This window comes from Modestobacter lacusdianchii (assembly GCF_054177765.1).
In genome coordinates, this window is record NZ_JBJJTJ010000015.1 from 16,980 (window position 1) to 34,617 (window position 17,638).

Consider the following 17,638-nt stretch of genomic DNA (forward strand, 5'->3'; position numbering starts at 1 on the left):
TGCCGTGACCAGTCCGTCGTCCCCCGAGTCGCCGTGGCCGGTGCGGACCGTGGCCCGCAAGGTCGCCGAGTGGATCGGCCGGCTCGGTGAGGTGTGGGTCGAGGGCCAGGTCGCCCAGCTCTCCCGCCGGGGCAACGCGGCGACGGTCTTCCTCACCCTCCGCGACCCCGCGGCCGACCTGTCGGTCCCGGTCACCTGCCACCGCGACGTCGCCGACCGGCCCGGCCTGGAGCTGACCGAGGGCGCCCGCGTGCTGGTCCGGGCCCGCCCCGACTACTACGTGGCCCGCGGCTCCTTCTCCCTGCGGGCCACCGAGATCCGGGCGGTCGGCCTCGGCGAGCTGCTGGCCCGGATCGAGCGGATCCGCCGGCTGCTGGCCGCCGAGGGGCTCTTCGACGTCGCCCGCAAGCGGCCACTGCCCTTCGCGCCGGCCGTCGTCGGGGTGATCACCGGTCGCGACTCCGCCGCCGAGCGCGACGTGCTGGTGACCGCCCGGCGCCGCTGGCCCGCGGTCCGGTTCGCGGTGCACAACTGCGCGGTGCAGGGCCCCACCGCCGCCGAGTCGGTGATCACCGGGCTGCAGCGGCTGGACGCCGACCCGACCGTCGAGGTCATCGTCATCGCCCGCGGCGGCGGGTCGGTGGAGGACCTGCTGCCCTTCTCCGACGAGGGCCTGGTGCGGGCCATCGCGGCCAGCCGCACCCCGGTGGTCACCGCCGTCGGGCACGAGACCGACACCACGCTGGTCGACCACGTCGCCGACGTGCGGGCGGCCACCCCCACCGACGCCGCCCACCGGGTCGTGCCGGAGATCGGTGAGCAGCGCCAGCTGGTGCAGGGGCTGCGCGCCCGGGCCCGGCACCTGCTGGCCGGCCGGCTCGACCAGCAGGAACGCTGGCTGGAGTCGGTCCGCAGCCGGCCGGTGCTGGCCGATCCGCAGCGGCTGCTGGCCGGCCGCTCCGACGACGTGAGCGCGCTGCGCGCGCGCTCGACCCGGACCCTCACCCACCGGGTCGAGGCCGCCGAGCGGGACGTCGAGCACGCCCGGGCGCGGGTCGCCGCGCTCTCCCCGGCGGCGACCCTGCAGCGGGGCTACGCCGTGGTGCAGCGGGCCGACGGCGCGCTGGTGCGCGACCCGGCCGAGGTGTCCGACGGCGAGCGGCTGCAGGTGCGGGTGGCCGGTGGCCGGCTCTCCGTCCGCGTCGCCAGCCCGCACACCGGGGACGACGCCGACAGGGACGACGCCGGCCGGGACGACACCGACAGGGCCGATGCCGGCAGGGACGATGCCGGCGGGGACCAGCGCACCGGCGGCCGGGCGACCGAGGAGGATGGGCGATCGTGAGCGAGACGCCGGAGCCGACCCAGACCTACGAGCAGGCCCGCGAGGAGCTGGCCGACGTCGTCCGCCGACTGGAGGCCGGTGGGCTCACCCTCGAGGAGTCGCTGACGCTGTGGGAGCGCGGCGAGGCGCTGGCCGAGCTGTGCCAGCACTGGCTCGACCGGGCCCGCGAGCGGCTAGCCGCCGCCGCCCCTACCGACACCCAGGACTGAGGCTCCCGGACCGCGAGCCTCAGTACGGCTGGAGCGAGGCGGCGAGGGTCGTCAGCTCCTCGTCCGAGGCGGAGCCGGTGACCAGCAGGGTGGCGTCGCCCTCGGTGCGGGTCAGCGCGAGCTCCCCGTTCGGCGCGGTGCGCCGCTGCCAGGTCTCGCCGGCCACCTGCTCGGTGCCGTCCTCGGCCGCGTCGTCCAGGACGTCGGTGAGCGCCTCGGCGTCGGCGTCGTCGCTGATCACGTAGCCGGCGTACTCCTCGGCGGGGGTGTACCAGCCGATCTGCAGGGTCACCGGGTCACCCGCCGACGCGGCCCCCGCGTCGGTGCGCACGCTCGTCGGCCGCCAGCCCTCGGGCAGGCCACGGGGCACGAGCACCGGGTAGCCGGCCACCTCGGCCGCCGCCCGCTCGGCACTGGTGGGGTCCACCTCGCGCACCGGGTCGCCGCCGTTGTACTTCAGCGCCGACCAGCCGACCAGCACCAGGCAGATGACCAGCAGCGGCAGCAGCGACCGGATCATGTTGGCCGCGGTGAACCGCTGCATGCGCTCCACCGCCGGGGACGCGGTCGGGGTGGTGCCCCCGTCGTCGGGGCCGGCCGCGGTCGCCCCGGCGGCGGGGACGGCGGGGCCCGCCGCACCGGCGGCGGGGGTGGGGACGGCGGTGGCCTGCTCGTCGGGGTGCGGACCGGTGTCGGGCATGCCCCTAGGATCGCAGCACCGCTCCCCCGCCCCGCCGAGCAACGTCCGTGGCCCCCGCCACGGCGTCCGCAGGGACCCAGGAGGGGGACCTTGCCCAGGAGGTCACGTGTCCCTGCCGCTCCCCGACGGTCCGCCCCCCGCCCGGCCTGCCTCCACGCTGCGCGCCGACCGTCCGGCACCCGACCGCAACCTGGCCCTGGAGCTGGTCCGGGTCACCGAGGCCGCCGCCCTGGCCGCCGGCCGCTGGGTGGGCCGCGGTGACAAGAACGGCGGCGACGGGGCCGCCGTCGACGCCATGCGCGCGCTGATCGGCACGGTGCACATGCGCGGCGTCGTGGTCATCGGAGAGGGCGAGAAGGACGAGGCCCCGATGCTCTACAACGGCGAGCACGTCGGCGACGGCTGGGGCAACGACTACGACGTGGCCGTCGACCCGATCGACGGCACCACGCTGATGGCCAAGGGCATGCCCAACGCCATCGCGGTCATGGCCGTGGCCGACCGCGGCGCGATGTACGACCCGTCGGCCGTGTTCTACATGGACAAGATCGCCACCGGGCCGGCCGCCGCCGACGTCATCGACATCACCGCACCGGTGGCGGAGAACATCCGCAAGGTGGCCAAGGCCAAGCGCAGCTCGGTCGGCGACGTCACCGTGTGCATCCTCGACCGCCCACGCCACGAGCAGCTGGTGAGCGAGGTGCGCGACGCCGGGGCCCGGATCAAGTTCATCACCGACGGCGACGTGGCCGGCGCGATCGCCGCCGCCCGCGAGGGCACCGGCGTCGACCTGCTGATGGGCATCGGCGGCACGCCCGAGGGCATCATCACCGCCTGTGCGCTCAAGTGCATGGGCGGGGCGCTGCAGGGCCGGCTGTGGCCCCGGGACGACGCGGAGCGGCAGAAGGCGCTGGACGCCGGCCACGACCTGGACCGGGTGCTGGCGATCGACGACCTGGTGCGCGGGGACGTGTTCTTCGTCGCGACCGGCATCACCGACGGGGAGCTGCTGCGCGGCGTCCAGTACCGGGCCGGTGGCGCGACCACGCAGTCGCTGGTCATGCGCTCGCGCTCGGGCACGATCCGGTCGATCGACAGCCTGCACTCGCTGGAGAAGCTGAACCAGTACTCCGCCGTCCCCTTCGGCGACGAGTGAAGGACCCCGCTGCAGGCTCGCCGCGGGGCCATGCAGCGGGGCCGGGGGTCAGGGAGGAGGCGGGGTGCGGCGCTCGGCCAGGCGGTCGAGCACGGCGCGCCAGCGGCTGGGCGACTCACCGGGCGCCAGGCTGCGCAGTTTGAGGTCACCGAACACGGTCCAGCCACGGACGACGACCCGCGGGGTGCCCGGCAGCCGCGGGACGGGCGCCAGGTCGGTCTTCCGGTCGCCGAACACCGTCCAGCCCTCGATCTCGGCGGCCACGCCCTCGCTGACGATGACCTCCACGTCGCCGAAGACCGTGCCCAGCTGCAGCGCCACCGTCTCCTCGGCGGTGCGCAGCCCGCGCAGGTCGATCCGGACGTCGCCGAAGACGGTGGTCGCCTGCCGCGGCACGCTGGTCGTCGCGGTGAGCTTCACGTCCCCGAAGACGGTCGAGATCGACCCCGTCGTCCGCTCACCCACGATCTCGCCGACCGCCGGCACCGCCGACGCGGGCGCGGGCAGGTCGGCGAGCAGCTGGTCCAGCTCGGCGGTGGTCGTCGCGCCGTAGGCGGCCTCGACCCGCTGCCCGAACTCGTCGAGGTCGATCCGGCCCTCACCGACCGCCGTCTGCAGCCGGTTCACCACCGCCTCGCGCTCGGCGTCGGAGGCGCGGACCACGGGGCTGTCGGGAGCCGGCTGCTCGCTCATGGGCCGGACCCTAGCGCCGCGCTCAGTCCAGCTCGGTGCAGGCGTACACGGTCATCGCCTTGACCCGCCCGCCGCAGGTGGTGGCGTACTCCTCGTAGGCCGACAGCGGCGGTGACTCGGCGTAGAGGTCGTCGCAGGACTGCAGCAGGCCGGTGAAGCACTCCTGCGCGTAGGCGTCCAGCGCCGGGTCCGAGCCGAGCCCGGCCGGGGCGACCGGCTCGGACTGCTCGATCGTCGAGCCGGGCGGGTACGCGTCCCAGTCGCCGTCCTCGATGCCGGCCAGGGCCTCGGCCGCCAGCCCGTCCGGGCTCGCGGCGAGGGCCTCGCCCAGGCCGCGGCCCAGGTCCTCGGCGCCGCCCCGCAGCACCAGCGAGGCGACGAGCACGGCGAGCACCAGGCCGAGCGCCAGCACGCCGGCCACCCCGATGGCGACCGCGGCCGGGACCCGGGCGGGGGCTGCGGCCGGAGCCAGGGGCGTGGCCGTCGGTGCCCCGGCCCACGCCGGGGCGGCGACACCGGGAGCGCCCGGCCACCAGGCCCCGTCCTGCCCCGCCGCGCCGGGCCACGGCTGCCCCGGGCCACCGGCCGAGCCGGGACCGGCCAGGTCGGGCCGGTGGGCAGTGGCGTCGTGCTGCTCGGACACGGGTCCTCCTCGGTCACGGGTCCGGCGGAGCGTAGGGGCGCGGTGGCCGCCCCGCGGGGCGCCGGGCCACCAGCACCTGACGGGCGTCGTCCCACGGGGTGTCTAGGGTCGCTCCCGGAGCACCCTCACCACCCACACCACACCGGGAGCGCACCGTGGCCACCGAGACGGACTACCGCGTCGAGCACGACTCCATGGGGGAGGTCCGTGTCCCGTCCTGGGCGAAGTGGCGGGCCCAGACCCAGCGCGCCGTCGAGAACTTCCCCATCTCCGGCACGCCGATCGAGCGCGAGCTGATCGCCGCACTGGCGTCGATCAAGGGCGCCGCCGCCACCGTCAACGCCTCCCTCGGCGTGCTGCCCCAGGCGACCGCCGACGCGATCGTCGCCGCCGCCGCGGAGGTGACCGCCGGGAAGTGGGACGCGCACTTCCCGATCGACGTCTTCCAGACCGGCTCCGGGACGTCGAGCAACATGAACACCAACGAGGTGATCGCCACCCTCGCCACCGAGGCGCTGGGCTCCCCGGTGCACCCCAACGACCACGTCAACGCCTCGCAGTCGTCCAACGACGTGTTCCCCTCGGCGATCCACGTCGCCGCCACCCGGGCCATCGTGCGCGACCTGGTCCCGGCGCTGGAGCACCTGGCCGCCTCGCTGGAGCGCAAGGCCACCGAGTACGCCGAGGTGGTCAAGAGCGGCCGCACCCACCTGATGGACGCCACCCCGGTCACCCTCGGCCAGGAGTTCGGCGGGTACGCCGCCGCCGTGCGCTACGGCATCGAGCGGCTGCACGCCTCCCTCCCCCGCATCGGCGAGCTGCCGCTGGGCGGCACCGCCGTCGGCACCGGGATCAACACGCCGCCCGGCTTCGCCGCCGCGATCATCGAGGCGCTCGCCGCCGACCTGGGGCTGCCGCTGTCCGAGGCGCGAGACCACTTCGAGGCGCAGAGCTCCCGCGACGCCCTCGTCGAGGGCTCCGGCCAGCTGAAGACCATCGCCGTCGGCCTGATCAAGATCGCCAACGACCTGCGCTGGATGGGGTCGGGGCCGCGCACCGGGCTGGGCGAGATCGCCCTCCCCGACCTGCAGCCGGGCAGCTCGATCATGCCGGGCAAGGTGAACCCGGTCATCCCCGAGGCGGTCATCCAGGTGGGCGCCCAGGTGATCGGCAACGACGCGGCGGTCACCTACGCCGGCACCACCGGCGTCTTCGAGCTGAACGTGACGCTGCCGCTGATGGCCCGCAACGTGCTGGAGTCGATCCGGCTGCTGGCCAACGTCAGCCGGGTGCTCGCCGACCGCTGCGTCGACGGGATCACCGCCAACGTGGAGCAGTGCCGCACCTACGCCGAGTCCTCGCCCTCCATCGTCACGCCGCTGAACAAGTACATCGGCTACGAGGAGGCCGCGAAGGTCGCCAAGCAGTCGCTGGCCGAGCAGAAGACCATCCGCCAGGTGGTGGTGGAGCGCGGCTACGTCGAGGCCGGGAAGCTCACCGAGGAGCAGCTGGACCAGGCGCTCGACGTGCTGTCCATGACCCACCCCTGAGCACGGTGACACGGCCCCGTCTCACCCGCAGCGGCGGGGCCGTGTCGCATCCCGGCCAGAACTGAGTAGCGTCCAGAGCTGATGAGCGAGACAGCGAACACCCCAGACACAGCCCTGCGCTGGCCCGGCGGCGAACTGCCGCTCCGGGTCGTCCCCGCGACCGAGGGGTCCGAGGGAATCGACACCAGCAAGCTGCTGGCCACGACCGGCCGGGTGGCCCTGGACATCGGGTTCGTGAACACGGCGTCCTGCACCTCGGCGATCACCTACATCGACGGCGACCAGGGCATCCTGCGCTACCGCGGGTACCCGATCGACCAGCTGGCCGGCAAGGCCAGCTTCCTCGAGGTCTCCTACCTGCTGATCTACGGCGAGCTGCCCACGGCCGACGAGCTGGGGGCCTTCGACCAGCGAATCCGCCGGCACACCCTGCTGCACGAGGACCTCAAGCAGTTCTTCTCCGGCTTCCCGCGCGACGCGCACCCCATGCCGGTGCTGTCCTCGGCGGTCAGCGCGCTGTCGACCTTCTACCAGGACTCGCTGGACCCGTTCAACCAGCAGCAGGTCGAACTGTCGACCGTGCGCCTGTTGGCCAAGCTGCCGACGATCGCGGCCTACGCCTACAAGAAGTCGGTCGGCCAGCCGATGCTGTACCCGGACAACTCCCTGGGCCTGGTGGAGAACTTCCTGCGGATGACCTTCGGGTTCCCGGCCGAGCCCTACGAGGCCGACCCGGAGCTGGTCAAGGCGCTGGACATGCTCTTCGTGCTGCACGCCGACCACGAGCAGAACTGCTCGACGTCCACGGTGCGCCTGGTGGGCAGCTCGCACGCCAACATGTTCGCCTCGGTCTCCGCCGGCATCAACGCGCTGTTCGGCCCGCTGCACGGCGGGGCCAACCAGTCGGTGCTGGAGATGCTCGAGGCCATCAAGCGCGACGGCGGCGACATCAACCGCTTCGTCGACCGGGTCAAGAACAAGGAGCCCGGCGTCAAGCTCATGGGCTTCGGCCACCGGGTCTACAAGAACTACGACCCGCGCGCGACCCTGGTCAAGCAGACCGCCGACACCGTGCTGAACAAGCTCGGCGGCAACAACGAGCTGCTCGACCTGGCCCGCCAGCTGGAGGAGATCGCGCTCAACGACGACTACTTCATCGAGCGCAAGCTCTACCCGAACGTCGACTTCTACACCGGGCTCATCTACCGGGCGATGGGCTTCCCGGTGAAGATGTTCACCGTGCTCTTCGCCCTGGGCCGGCTGCCCGGGTGGATCGCCCAGTGGCGGGAGATGATCGAGGACCCGGCCACCAAGATCGGCCGCCCGCGCCAGGTCTACACCGGCGAGACCGAGCGCGCCTTCGTGGAGCTCGGCGACCGCTGACCCACCCCGCACCAGCCGAGGCCCCGTCGTCCCCTGCGGACGACGGGGCCTCGTCGTTCTCTCTCTCTCTCTCTCTCCCCCCCCCCCCCCGAAGGGGTGATCCGCCTCCCCCGAAGCGGTGAGGGCGCTCCACCCCCACCGGGGCTGCGTCGATGGGATCTGGACACCGGACGCCACCAGGCGTCCGGGCCGACCCGACGCAGCAGGGGGGACGACGGTGCCCGCACCACGCACGCCGGCCGCGACCCCGCGGCCGCGCAGCGGGTCCACCGCCCCGACCCCGGCCCGACGACCGGCCGCTCAGCCCCGCACCGGCACGGCCCGGACCCCGGCCGCCCGCACCGGCGCCCCCCGCACCGGGACACCGCGTACCGGTGCTCCCCGCGCCGGGACCGCGCGCACCGGCGCACCACGGGCCGGTGCTCCCCGTACCGGCGCTCCGCGCACCGGACAGCGCCCCGCCCCGCGGCGTGGTGCGCCCGCCCGCCGCCGTCCGCCGGCCGGCCGCCGTCCCGCCGCCCGGAGCACCCGCACCCCGGGTGCTGCCCGGCTCTGGTGGTCCCGGCTCGCCGTCGTCGGGGGCGCGACCCTCGCCCTGGTCGCCGTGCTCGCCTCCTTCGCCCAGCCGCCCACCGAGGCCGGCCAGGTGCCGCAGCCGGCCGGCGCCGTCGGCCAGGCGCAGCAGACGTCGGCCGTCCTCGCGGATGCCGCCGCCCGCTACCGTGCGGCCCTCACCGAGGCGACCGGCTTCGAGACCCAGGCCCGCCAGGCGCGGGAGGCCGGCACCACCGCGCTCGCCGCCGCGACCGCCGAGCGCGCCCGGGTGGGTGAGCACGCGGCCACCGCCTACCAGCGCAACCCCGCTGAGCGCTGGCCGCTGGCCCAGCTGTCGCTGCACGCCCCCGAGGCGACCGTCGACGTGCTGCACGCGCAGGGCCTCGCCGACCAGCTCACCGCCGACCGGGACGCCGAGGTGGCCCGCGCCGCCGTGGCCGCCGTGCGGGCGGCCGAGCAGATCGACGCCGCCGACGCAGCCGACGCCCTCGCCGCCGACGCACACCGCCGGGCCGAGGACGTGCTGACCGAGATCCGTGCCGTGGTCGCCGACCTCGACCCGGCGGTCAGCGCCCAGTGGGCCGCGTCGGGCACCAGCCTGAGCTCCGCCGGCCAGGACGCCGCCAACGCCGCCGCGCTCGCCGGGTGGCAGGACCACCTGGCCCAGCTGGCGCTGGCCGGGATCACCCCGCCGCCGGCCGCCGACCTCGCCGACCCCGACGACCTGCCCGTCGGGCTGGCCGCGCTGCGCGACGCCGCGGGCGACCCGGTGCCCGGGGTGGCCACCACCTACGCCGCCGGCCGGACGCTGACCGTGCTCCCCGCCGAGACGGTCGCCGCGGTCAGCGCCGCGTTCGCCCAGCTCGGCAAGCCCTACCTGGCCGACCGGACCGGGCCGGACGGGTACGGCTGCGCCGGGCTCGTCGCCGCCGCGTGGACCCAGGGCGGTGTCGGCCTGCCCGGGGACCTCCCCGGCCAGTGGGCACAGGGCACCCCGGTGCCGGCCGGGCAGCTGCAGGTCGGCGACCTGGTCTTCAGCACCCACCCGCGCAGCGGCCTGGACGACGTCGGGATCTACCTGGGCGGCACCAGCGTGCTGTCCGCCTCGGCCGACCGCCGACAGGTCGCCGTCCGCGAGCTGGCCGACCTGAGCACCGCCGTCCGGGTGACCGTGCCACCCGCGACGTCGGCCCCCCTGCCGGTCTCCGGCGCCTTCCCGGCGACCTGCAGCGCACCGACGCCGGCTCCGGGCACGGTGTCCGGGGCCTGGGGTGGCTGGTCCAACGGCCGGATCCCGGCCGACCAGCTGTGCACCATCGGCGGCGGTCACCGGCTGCGCTGCGACGCGGCGGCGGCGTACACGGCGATGTCGGCGGCCTACCGCACGGCGTTCGGCACCCCGCTGTGCATCACCGACTCCTACCGCTCGCTGGGGGCACAGGTCGACGCGCACCACCGCAAGCCGGGGATCACCGCGATCCCGGGCACCTCCAACCACGGCTGGGGCCTGGCCGTCGACCTCTGCGGCGGGATCAACGTCTTCGGCACCGCGCAGACGGCGTGGATGCAGCTCAACGCCGGCTACTACGGCTGGCTGCAGCCGGACTGGGCGCAGCCCGGCGGGCAGAACCCGGAGCCGTGGCACTGGGAGTACGGCAGCCTGGCCTGACGGCCCGGCCGCCCGCGGTCAGGCCCAGCCCAGGTCGGCCAACCGGCGCCACGGCAGGCTGAGCCAGGCGTCGGTGGTCTCGGCCACCAGCCGCCGGGCGACCCCTGCCTCGGCGCAGGCGACCGGCCGGCGCGGGGTCACCACCACGTGCCCGTCCCGGAGCGGGAGACCGGCCGCGGCCATCTCCGCGAGCAGCTCCTCGGGGCGGGCGAGCACGGCGGTGTCGAGGCCGGCCGGCTCGGTGGAGGTCCACAGCGCCACCGGGCCGCGCACCTGCAGCTGCCCGGGCAGGCACGCCGACCGGCCGAGCGCGGCCGAGCGGGTCTGGTGCACCAGCGGCAGGGTGGCGGTGCCCGAGGGGCGCCAGGGGACGACGAGTGCGTCCCGGGCGATCACGACCCGCCAGCCGAGCGTCGTCTGGGTGCTGTCGGTCCAGTCGAGCACCGCGACGCCCTCGGTGGCGGCGATGCCGTCGGGCACCGGCCGGCGGGCCAGCCAGGCGGCGAGCGCGGTGGCCACCCCGTCGGGGGTCGCCGGCACGTGGGCCCGGGTCATCTCCACGGCCAGCTCGGCCAGCAGCACCCGGGTGCGCCGGCCGGCCTCCTCCAGCACCAGCATCGGCCCGCGGCCGGTACCGCCCTGCACGGCGATCTCCAGTCCGGGAGCGACCTGGTCCTCCGCCAGCCGTGCGGCAGCCTCGCGCAGGTCGGGCACCCGCACCTCGGCGCGGTTGAGCCGCTGCAGGAACCCGGACGGGGGGCCGAAGAGGGCCTCGGTCACGCGCTGCGTCCTCCGGTCAGTGCGTCCCGGGCGACGGTGGCCAGCCCGGGGAGGGACAGGACGCTGGCCAGCTCGACCGCGGACAGCCGGACGGGGACGACGTCCTCGCCCCAGCCGGTGGCCTGCCGGACGCGGGACACCGGCGCCGGCCAGACCACCTCGCGGGCGGCCGCCACGTGCAGCTCGGTGAGCACGTCACCCAGGTGGATCGCGGCCACCGGGTGGACCGGCCCGGAGTCCAGAGCGCTGCGGACGGCCCGCTCGAGCTCCAGCCGGTCCGGGCTGCTCAGCCAGTGCGGCACGAGCACCGCGGTGGCCGGGTCCTCCGCCGGCGGCACGCTCATGCCCTCACCGCCGGACAGCGGGTGCCCGGGCGGCCACTGCGCCCGGACGGGCGGCGAGTGGGGTCCGGGGCGGTCACGAACTGGATATCGGCAGGTTGAGGGCGTGATGGACCCATGTGACAACCACATTCCCAGCTCTGGGGCACGGCGTCGTACCGGCTCGGCTGTCGGCTGTGGCGGGGTCAGCCGGCCAGCTCGTCGAGGCGGGCCTTGAGCGCCTGCTCGGCGCGGTCGGCGTGCACGTTCATGTTGCGCACCGAGGTGCCGAGGTCGGCCGACAGCTGCGTCTTCGTCTGGCCACCCCAGGTGGTGAGGTACCAGGTGGCCCAGCCCAGCACGTTCGGCTGGGCGGCCCGCTGGTCGCGCCGGGCGGTCGGGTCGGGCGCGCAGGCGGCGGTGAGCGCGTGCGAGAGCAGGGTCTGCTCCGCCTCGCCCATGATCTCGTCGGGCACCTCGGCGCTGTCGGGGACGACGAACTCCACCGTGTCCGTGCCGCCGTCCAGGGACTGGAGGTTGCGCAGGCCGTTCAGCGTGGCGACGGTCTGGGAGTTGCGGCGGAGGGTGGCCACGCTCTGGCCCATGTACTCCGCGAGCTCCTTCTCGCTCGGCCGGCGCTGGTGCTCGGCGGTGAAGGCGGCGACCGCCTTCTGCTGCTTGTTCTCGGTGTCGGCGGCGGTGCGGCCGTAGGCGTTGCGGCCCAGGTCGTGCACCCACTTGGACAACTGGGTGGCCAGGAAGGCGCCGAAGGGCACCGACTTGGTCTCGTCGTACTGGCTGACCGCCTTGAGCACCCACTCGGCGACCTGCTGGTCGATGTCGTCGTTGTCGGGCAGGTGCAGCCGGATGGTGCTCATGTTCCGCTGCAGGCGCTTGAGACTGACCCGGCAGTAGTGCCGGCACAGGCCGTCCAGGAAGGCCGGGGGCAGGTCGCGCGGTGCCCGGCGGCGGACGCCGTTCTCCGGCCGCAGCCCGACCGTGGCGTAGCCGTGCTCGGCGCACCAGGCGCGGATCAGCCCGGCGAGGGCCTCGGCCGTGCCGATCTCGCCGTCCACCCGGTAGAGACCGTCGCCCTCGTCGTAGGTGACGGTGACCGAGGCCGGCAGCGCAGCGCGGAAGTCGGCCAGCGACAGCTCCCGGTCGGTGCGGAAGTGCACCCGGTCGCGGGGGGTGATCGGGGCGATCGCCCAGCCCTCGGCCTCGGTGAGCCCGCCGAACACCAGCGGGTCGCGGGTACGGGCGCGGTCGTCGCCGGCTTCCGCGGGCTGGGAGGTCGTGGGGGCGATCGGCTGGGCGGCGATGGGCTGGGCGGCGAGGATGTTCTCGGACACCGGTCCTCCTGAGGGGAAGTGCAGGCGGGCGGGCGGGGTGGCTGGAGTGGTGCTTCGGACGCGGCCCGCGTCCAGGGCCCCGGCCCGGGCGTGCGAGGGCTGCGGGGCGGGGGCCTACGTCAGGCGGGGACGGGGACCGCGCGCCGGGTCGCGGCCGCGGTGTCCATCGGCGCGCGCGGGCTGGGGATGCGCGGCATCGGCGAGCGCGGCGCGGGGGTGCGCGGACGCGGCGCGTCGGCGGCCCGCAGCACGCCGGCGGCGGCGGCGCGCTCGGTCTCACCGGGCTCGCCGACGTAGACCGGCATGAAGTCGTAGAGGTCGGTGAAGAGCCCGTCGACGAAGGCGTAGGCCGCCTGGGCCTCGTCGGAGAACTTGGCGATCAGCTCACGCGGGCCGAGCTCGACGCCGACGGTGACCCGGACGACGCGGTCGTCGCCGCTGAGGCCGGTCAGGGCGAAGGGCACCTCGGGGTGCCGGGCGGCCAGCGCGGCGAGCGCGGCCAGGCAGCGACGGGTGGCGGGACGACGCGGGCGCAGCTGCACGTGGACGACGACGGTCTCGCTCCACGCCGGCTCGGCGGAGACCTGGTCGAGCGAGTCGACCGCGACGTCGGCGGCCTCGAACAGCTCGAGGTCGTCGGTCAGGTCGACGGTCGCCGTCGACACCGGTGCGAGTGCGCTGAGTTCCATGTTCGTCTCCCCCTGTAACCGTGTTGCTGTGGGGAGAGACTTGCGCAGGATCGTTCGGGTCGACGGCGAGACTCGCCGCCCTGTGACTACTGTGGCGGACGAGGTCGGCGGCTATTTGCCCGATTCGTCCACCTTGCTGTCACTTCTTGCTAGGTGAAGCATCCGACGCTGGCGCGAATGCTGCCAAAGCACCCAGTGCGTCAGCTGCCACCTCGGCAGCGAGGCTGCGCGCCTCGGCGATCTGCTTGTAGACCTCTTCGCGGTGGATGGTCACCTCACGGGGGGCCTTGAAGCCCAGCCGCACGGTGCCGCCACGCACCTCGACGACGTAGACCTCGATGTCCTCCCCGATCCGGATGCTCTCGCCGACGCTGCGGGTGAGTGTGAGCACTGGTACCCCTCCATGGGTTCGTGTGGGCCGTCCGTGGCATCACCCCGCCGTCCGGCGGGGCCGGGGCGCGCACACCCGGGTGTGCGCGTCCCTGCTCGTACTTCTCGGCAGGTGCCGCCCGGAACCGGGCGTCCTGCCTGATCATCAGCGCAGGAAGTCCAACAGCGTGGGCTGGATCGCCTTCGCAGTGGCGGACAGGGCCGCCTGGTAACCGGTCTTCTGCATCTCCAGGGTCATGATGGTCTTCGCCAGGTCGACGTTCTCGATGTCGGCCGACCGGCTGGTCAGGCTGAGCTGTAGGTCGGAGTTGACCTGCTTGGCCGTCTCCATCCGTGCGGTCCGCGTGCCGATGTCCGCGGTCGCCTTCAGGATCCGGTCCAGCGCCGCGTCGAGGTCGGCCAGGTGGCCGGTCAGCTCTGCGGGGTTCGCCACCACGTCGTTCGCTATCTTGCCGACGAGGGCGAAGAGGTCGCCGGTGGCCGGGTCACCGAAGGCCTCCGGACCGGTGATGTCGATCCGGATGGCATCGGCCTCGGAGACCTGCCGGGAGACCGGCACGATCGCCACCGGCGGCACCGAGGTGCCGCCGAAACCGGTGTACGCACCCGTCGCCACGTCGTAGGCCGTCGTACCGCTGGTGACGCCGCCGAAGATCGGCTGACCGTTCACCGTGCTGTTGGCCACGCCGAGCAGGCTCTCCCGGATGCCGGCGACCTCGGTCTTCACGGCGACCCGCGCCGCAGTCGACATCGAGCCGTCGTTGAGCGCCTGAACGGTCAGCTCCCGGACCTTCTGGACCTGCTTGACCATGTTCTGCAGGGCTGAGTCGCTGGCGTCCAGGACACCCATCCCGTCGGAGATGTTGCGCGCGTACTGCTGCGCCCCCGCGAGCTGCTGCCGCGTCTGCATGGCGGAGTTCGTGCCCGTGGGGTCGTCGGAGGGCTTGTTGATCGTCCTGCCCGAGGTCAGCTGCTCCTGCAGCTTGCCGATCGCCTCGAGGTTGCGGTTGAGCCCCTGGAGGCTGGTGGCGACGACGGCGCGCTGGGTGATCCGCATCAGGTCACAGCCCCACTCGGCCGGTGCGGTTGATCAGCACGTCGAGCGTCTCGTCGATCGTGGTGATCATGCGGGCGGCCGCCGAGTAGGCGTGCTGGAACTGGAGCATGTTCGCCATCTCCTCGTCGAGGTTCACGCCACTGACCGACTCGCGGGACGCGTCGACCTGGCTCTTGATGACCGTCTGGGTCTGCAGGTTGCTCGTCGCCACCGAAGCTTCCACGCCGAGAGAGACGATCAGCTTGCGGTACGTGACCGCGGTGCCGTCGGCCCGCTCCTTCAGCTTGCTCAGGGCCGAGGCGTTGCCGCCGTCCGAGTTCGGCCCGGGTCCGATCGACGACGCCGCCAGCTGGGCGGTGTCGGTGATCCGCAGCGTGAGATTCGCGGCCGTGACGGCGGTCAGGTCGACCGCCACCGGCGGCATCCCACTGCCAAGCAGCGCCTCACCTCGTACACCGTTCTTGTCGTACCCGGCCGTGTGCGCGGTGTTCAGCTCGGCCGCCAACTGCCGGGCCACGCCGTCCAGGGCCGCCTGGTACTTGGGGATGGTCTGGGTGAGCGCTGACAGCTTCCCGCCGGCGGTGCCCCCGACACCGAGTGTGGTGCCACCCGGGTCGACCACGAAGCGCGGGTCACCCACGGCGGCGGCGCGCGGGTCGGTGGTGCCGACCACCTTCACGCCGAGCGAAGAACCGCCGGTGACCAGCGACGACCCGCCGACCACGACGTTCACCTGCCCGTAGTCACCCGGGGTGGATGTCGCGCCGATCGCCGCCGCGAGTTCCAGCACCAGACCGTCGCGCTTGTCCGCCAGCTCGTTGACCGGCAGACCAGCTTGCGCACCCCGCTTGATGGCCACGTTGAGCTCGGCGATCGACTTGGCGGTGGCGTTCACCTCCTCGGCCAGGGCATCCAGGCTCTCGCGCGTCTGGACCCACTGGGTGTCCAGCGTGGCGTTGGTCGTGCGCACCTCGGCGACGAGGGTCGCCGTCTTGTTGAGCACCGCGGCGCGGGCACCGTCCTCGGTCGGGTGGTTGGCGACGTCGTTCCAGGCCGTGAAGACCTCGGTGAGCTTCTGCGCGATGCCGGTGGTGCCCGGCTCACGAAAGGCCTGCTCGATCTGGCCGAGCGCGGCGTCCTGCGCGGTCATCCGCGCCGCGGACGCGCTCTCGACCTGCCCGCGCGCCTCGAGGAAGGCGTCACGGATGCGGATGACCTTGTCGGCGTCGACACCCTGGCCCACCTGGTTGCTGACCGCGTAGACCGCCGGGACGGCGTTGCCGCCCACCGACTGGAGCTCCGCGCGCTGACGGGAGTAACCGGCGGTGTTGACGTTGGCGATGTTCTGGCCGGTCACGTCCAGCCCGCGCTGCTGGGCCCACAGGGCGGTGGTGGCGGTGTTCAGACCGCTGAAGGTACTCACAGGGCGCCGTCCAGGGTGACTGATCGGTAGGCGTTGCCGGAGGCCCGGCCCGCCTGGGTGTAGGTGCCGGCGGCCGTGGGGGCCGGGCCTGAGGAGCTGAGGGCGTCGTTGATGACCGACAGGCCGCTCTCGATGAGCTCCCTGTTGGCGTCGGAGAGACCGCGGAGTTCCGTCACGAGCACCAACAGGGCTTCGTGGTGCTTGGTGTAGAGGTCGTCCCACGGCGCCGGCGCCGCCTCGGCGAGCTGGCGCAGCGAGGGGTTGGCCTCCAGGCCGAGCCGGCCGGCGATCTGCTCGGTGGCGGCGGCGCGCTCGAGCTCGAGCGTGCGTAGCTGCTCCAGCACGACCTCGATCTCGTGCGCGATGCGGGCCAGCCACCGGCTCTTGCCGGTCAGGATCAGGTACTGCTTCTCCTCGGCCTTGAACAGCAGGAGGTCCAGCAGTTCCTGCTCTCGCCAGAGCAACGTCGACAGGTGCTGGTGGTCCATGCCGGCCGCCTTTCCGTCGTCGTGTGCAGCCCGTCGTGCAGGCCTCGTCCCGCCGAGGGCGGCGGGAACTGTCGATCTTCCTTCGGCACGCCGTCCGGCCCGGTCAAGCCGAGATGGCTCAAGGACGCACAGATTCCTGCCGATGGCGGTGCCACGCGGGCTCCGGTCAGCCGAGAAGAAAGGTGTGACCGCAGCCCGCCCCGTCGTGAGTGAGCGCCGACAGCCCGACGTCGACGCGCTGGTGACCACCCATCTGCCACTGGCCCAGTTCGCGGTGAACGCGGTGGCCTCCCGGATCTCTCTGCCCAGCCACGTGAGCCGCGACGACCTGCTCTCCTGCGCGAGCGTGGCGCTGGTCGAGGTGGCCCGCCGGTTCGACCCGACCGCCGGCGCCACCTTCGCCACCTACGCGCTCCCCCGACTGCAGGGCGCCGTCCTGGACGAGCTGCGCTCCGGCGACTGGGCCAGCCGCTCGGTGCGGGCAGCTGCCCGGCGCACCGACGCCGCGGCCGACGCGCTCACCATCAGCCTCGGCCGGCCCCCGACGAAGGAGGAGCTGGCCGCGAGCCTCGGCGTCGCGCGCTCCGAGCTGGACTCGCTGCACCTGGACGTCCACCGCGCCGTGATGGTCAGCATCGACGCCGAGACGGGCACCGAGGGCGGGTCGCTGGACTTGCCCGACACCGGCGACTCCCCGGAGCGCGCCCTGCTCCGCGGCGAGCGGGCCCGACACCTGCACGAGGCCATCCGCGCCCTGCCCGACCGGCTCGACGAGGTCGTCGAGCGCAACTTCTTCGGCGACGAGTCGCTCACCGACATCGCCGACTCCCTCGGCGTGACGCTGTCCCGGGTGTCACAGATGCGCGCCCGCGCACTCACCCTCCTGCACGCAGCGATGAGCGAGGTGTGGGACGGCACTGTCGTCCCGGCCGACGGCGGGGTGCGTGCCCGCAACCAGCAGCGCGCCTACGTCGACCGGGTCACCGCCCGACAGGTCGACGGCCGGTCGCCGGCGCCCGGCACCGGCTTCCCGCTCTCCCCGCCCCGGTCCCGACCCCGGCGCGACTGGACGGTCACCGCCCGCAGCACGACTGCGCAGTCGGCCTGACGGTCTCCGGAGAAAAACTTCCGGATTCGGCTCAAGGACAGTCCCGATCGGGCCGTTATCAGTTAGGCAACGCCCCGCAGCACGGATGCAGCGGGACCAACGAAATCCCACTTCACGGAGGAAACACC

The 17,638-nt window shown here is 73.9% G+C and carries 18 protein-coding genes; 7 read left to right on the forward strand and 11 right to left on the reverse strand.

The window, feature by feature from the left end; genetic code table 11:
* Positions 1 to 4: 4 nt before the first annotated feature.
* Together xseA and ACJTNH_RS12440 are read left to right on the forward strand one after the other, a co-directional pair.
* Positions 5 to 1,345 carry an exodeoxyribonuclease VII large subunit gene (gene xseA, locus ACJTNH_RS12435; protein ID WP_458176079.1) on the forward strand — a complete coding sequence of 447 codons (1,341 nt, stop codon included), beginning with the start codon at positions 5 to 7 and terminating at the stop codon, positions 1,343 to 1,345.
* On the forward strand, positions 1,342 to 1,554 hold the full coding sequence (locus ACJTNH_RS12440) for an exodeoxyribonuclease VII small subunit (RefSeq protein WP_458176081.1): 213 nt from the start codon (positions 1,342 to 1,344) through the stop codon (positions 1,552 to 1,554). Before xseA ends, ACJTNH_RS12440 begins: the two co-directional genes overlap by 4 nt.
* A gap of 19 nt (positions 1,555 to 1,573) precedes the next feature.
* On the opposite strand, the gene ACJTNH_RS12445 is transcribed toward ACJTNH_RS12440, so the two are convergent.
* Positions 1,574 to 2,254, reverse strand: coding sequence for a DUF4245 domain-containing protein (locus ACJTNH_RS12445; RefSeq protein WP_458176083.1), 681 nt, complete (start codon positions 2,252 to 2,254; stop codon positions 1,574 to 1,576).
* Positions 2,255 to 2,360: 106 nt separating this feature from the next.
* Here ACJTNH_RS12445 and glpX point away from each other — a divergent pair, with 106 nt between their 5' ends.
* Entirely contained in the window at positions 2,361 to 3,410 is a 1,050-nt protein-coding gene (gene glpX / locus ACJTNH_RS12450) for a class II fructose-bisphosphatase (protein ID WP_458176084.1), read from the forward strand.
* A gap of 48 nt (positions 3,411 to 3,458) precedes the next feature.
* Here glpX and ACJTNH_RS12455 read toward each other — a convergent pair whose 3' ends face one another.
* Together ACJTNH_RS12455 and ACJTNH_RS12460 are read right to left on the reverse strand one after the other, a co-directional pair.
* On the reverse strand, positions 3,459 to 4,103 hold the full coding sequence (locus tag ACJTNH_RS12455) for a DUF1707 domain-containing protein (RefSeq protein WP_458176085.1): 645 nt from the start codon (positions 4,101 to 4,103) through the stop codon (positions 3,459 to 3,461).
* Positions 4,104 to 4,125: 22 nt separating this feature from the next.
* Positions 4,126 to 4,746, reverse strand: a complete 621-nt coding sequence (locus ACJTNH_RS12460) for a hypothetical protein (RefSeq protein ID WP_458176087.1) — start codon at positions 4,744 to 4,746, stop codon at positions 4,126 to 4,128.
* 155 nt (positions 4,747 to 4,901) lie between these two features.
* On the opposite strand from ACJTNH_RS12460, the gene ACJTNH_RS12465 reads away from it, so the two are divergent.
* The 3 genes from ACJTNH_RS12465 (at position 4,902) to ACJTNH_RS12475 (ending at position 9,903) form a co-directional block, all read left to right on the forward strand.
* Positions 4,902 to 6,296, forward strand: coding sequence for a class II fumarate hydratase (locus ACJTNH_RS12465; protein WP_458176089.1), 1,395 nt, complete (start codon positions 4,902 to 4,904; stop codon positions 6,294 to 6,296).
* 81 nt (positions 6,297 to 6,377) lie between these two features.
* On the forward strand, positions 6,378 to 7,679 hold the full coding sequence (locus ACJTNH_RS12470; RefSeq protein ID WP_458176091.1) for a citrate synthase: 1,302 nt from the start codon (positions 6,378 to 6,380) through the stop codon (positions 7,677 to 7,679).
* Positions 7,680 to 8,283: 604 nt separating this feature from the next.
* Positions 8,284 to 9,903, forward strand: coding sequence for an NlpC/P60 family protein (locus tag ACJTNH_RS12475; RefSeq protein ID WP_458176093.1), 1,620 nt, complete (start codon positions 8,284 to 8,286; stop codon positions 9,901 to 9,903).
* A gap of 18 nt (positions 9,904 to 9,921) precedes the next feature.
* Here ACJTNH_RS12475 and ACJTNH_RS12480 read toward each other — a convergent pair whose 3' ends face one another.
* From ACJTNH_RS12480 to ACJTNH_RS12515, 8 genes are all read right to left on the reverse strand, one after another.
* Positions 9,922 to 10,683, reverse strand: a complete 762-nt coding sequence (locus ACJTNH_RS12480; protein ID WP_458176095.1) for a hypothetical protein — start codon at positions 10,681 to 10,683, stop codon at positions 9,922 to 9,924.
* The gene (locus ACJTNH_RS12485; protein WP_458176097.1) at positions 10,680 to 11,027 is read right to left on the reverse strand and encodes a hypothetical protein; all 348 of its coding nucleotides are present in this window, start codon (positions 11,025 to 11,027) and stop codon (positions 10,680 to 10,682) included. The genes ACJTNH_RS12480 and ACJTNH_RS12485 overlap by 4 nt, the downstream gene beginning before the upstream one ends.
* Positions 11,028 to 11,209: 182 nt before the next feature.
* Positions 11,210 to 12,355, reverse strand: a complete 1,146-nt coding sequence (locus ACJTNH_RS12490; RefSeq protein WP_458176098.1) for a flagellar biosynthesis protein FliA — start codon at positions 12,353 to 12,355, stop codon at positions 11,210 to 11,212.
* Between the two features lie 119 nt (positions 12,356 to 12,474).
* Positions 12,475 to 13,044, reverse strand: coding sequence for a hypothetical protein (locus tag ACJTNH_RS12495; protein ID WP_458176100.1), 570 nt, complete (start codon positions 13,042 to 13,044; stop codon positions 12,475 to 12,477).
* Between the two features lie 139 nt (positions 13,045 to 13,183).
* On the reverse strand, positions 13,184 to 13,435 hold the full coding sequence (gene csrA, locus ACJTNH_RS12500) for a carbon storage regulator CsrA (RefSeq protein ID WP_458176102.1): 252 nt from the start codon (positions 13,433 to 13,435) through the stop codon (positions 13,184 to 13,186).
* A gap of 144 nt (positions 13,436 to 13,579) precedes the next feature.
* Positions 13,580 to 14,491 (reverse strand): flagellar hook-associated protein FlgL, encoded by a 912-nt coding sequence (gene flgL / locus ACJTNH_RS12505; protein WP_458176104.1) that lies wholly within the window; start codon positions 14,489 to 14,491, stop codon positions 13,580 to 13,582.
* 4 nt (positions 14,492 to 14,495) lie between these two features.
* Positions 14,496 to 15,914, reverse strand: a complete 1,419-nt coding sequence (gene flgK, locus ACJTNH_RS12510; protein WP_458176106.1) for a flagellar hook-associated protein FlgK — start codon at positions 15,912 to 15,914, stop codon at positions 14,496 to 14,498.
* Positions 15,911 to 16,402: a flagellar protein FlgN gene (locus tag ACJTNH_RS12515; protein WP_458176108.1), complete on the reverse strand. Its 492-nt coding sequence runs from the start codon at positions 16,400 to 16,402 to the stop codon at positions 15,911 to 15,913. Before ACJTNH_RS12515 ends, flgK begins: the two co-directional genes overlap by 4 nt.
* A gap of 205 nt (positions 16,403 to 16,607) precedes the next feature.
* Between ACJTNH_RS12515 and ACJTNH_RS12520 the strand changes: the two genes are divergently transcribed.
* Positions 16,608 to 17,510: a sigma-70 family RNA polymerase sigma factor gene (locus tag ACJTNH_RS12520; protein WP_458176110.1), complete on the forward strand. Its 903-nt coding sequence runs from the start codon at positions 16,608 to 16,610 to the stop codon at positions 17,508 to 17,510.
* The last annotated feature ends 128 nt before the right edge of the window (positions 17,511 to 17,638 follow it).

What these genes read in the sequence shown, in the direction of transcription:
- ACJTNH_RS12445 (WP_458176083.1), bottom strand. Translation starts at nt 2,254, where the DNA reads ATGCCCGACACCGGTCCGCACCCCGACGAGCAGGCCACCGCCGTCCCC.
- ACJTNH_RS12455 (WP_458176085.1), bottom strand. Translation starts at nt 4,103, where the DNA reads ATGAGCGAGCAGCCGGCTCCCGACAGCCCCGTGGTCCGCGCCTCCGAC.
- ACJTNH_RS12470 (WP_458176091.1), top strand. Translation starts at nt 6,378, where the DNA reads ATGAGCGAGACAGCGAACACCCCAGACACAGCCCTGCGCTGGCCCGGC.
- ACJTNH_RS12485 (WP_458176097.1), bottom strand. Translation starts at nt 11,027, where the DNA reads ATGAGCGTGCCGCCGGCGGAGGACCCGGCCACCGCGGTGCTCGTGCCG.
- ACJTNH_RS12495 (WP_458176100.1), bottom strand. Translation starts at nt 13,044, where the DNA reads ATGGAACTCAGCGCACTCGCACCGGTGTCGACGGCGACCGTCGACCTG.
- flgL (WP_458176104.1), bottom strand. Translation starts at nt 14,491, where the DNA reads ATGCGGATCACCCAGCGCGCCGTCGTCGCCACCAGCCTCCAGGGGCTC.
- ACJTNH_RS12515 (WP_458176108.1), bottom strand. Translation starts at nt 16,402, where the DNA reads ATGGACCACCAGCACCTGTCGACGTTGCTCTGGCGAGAGCAGGAACTG.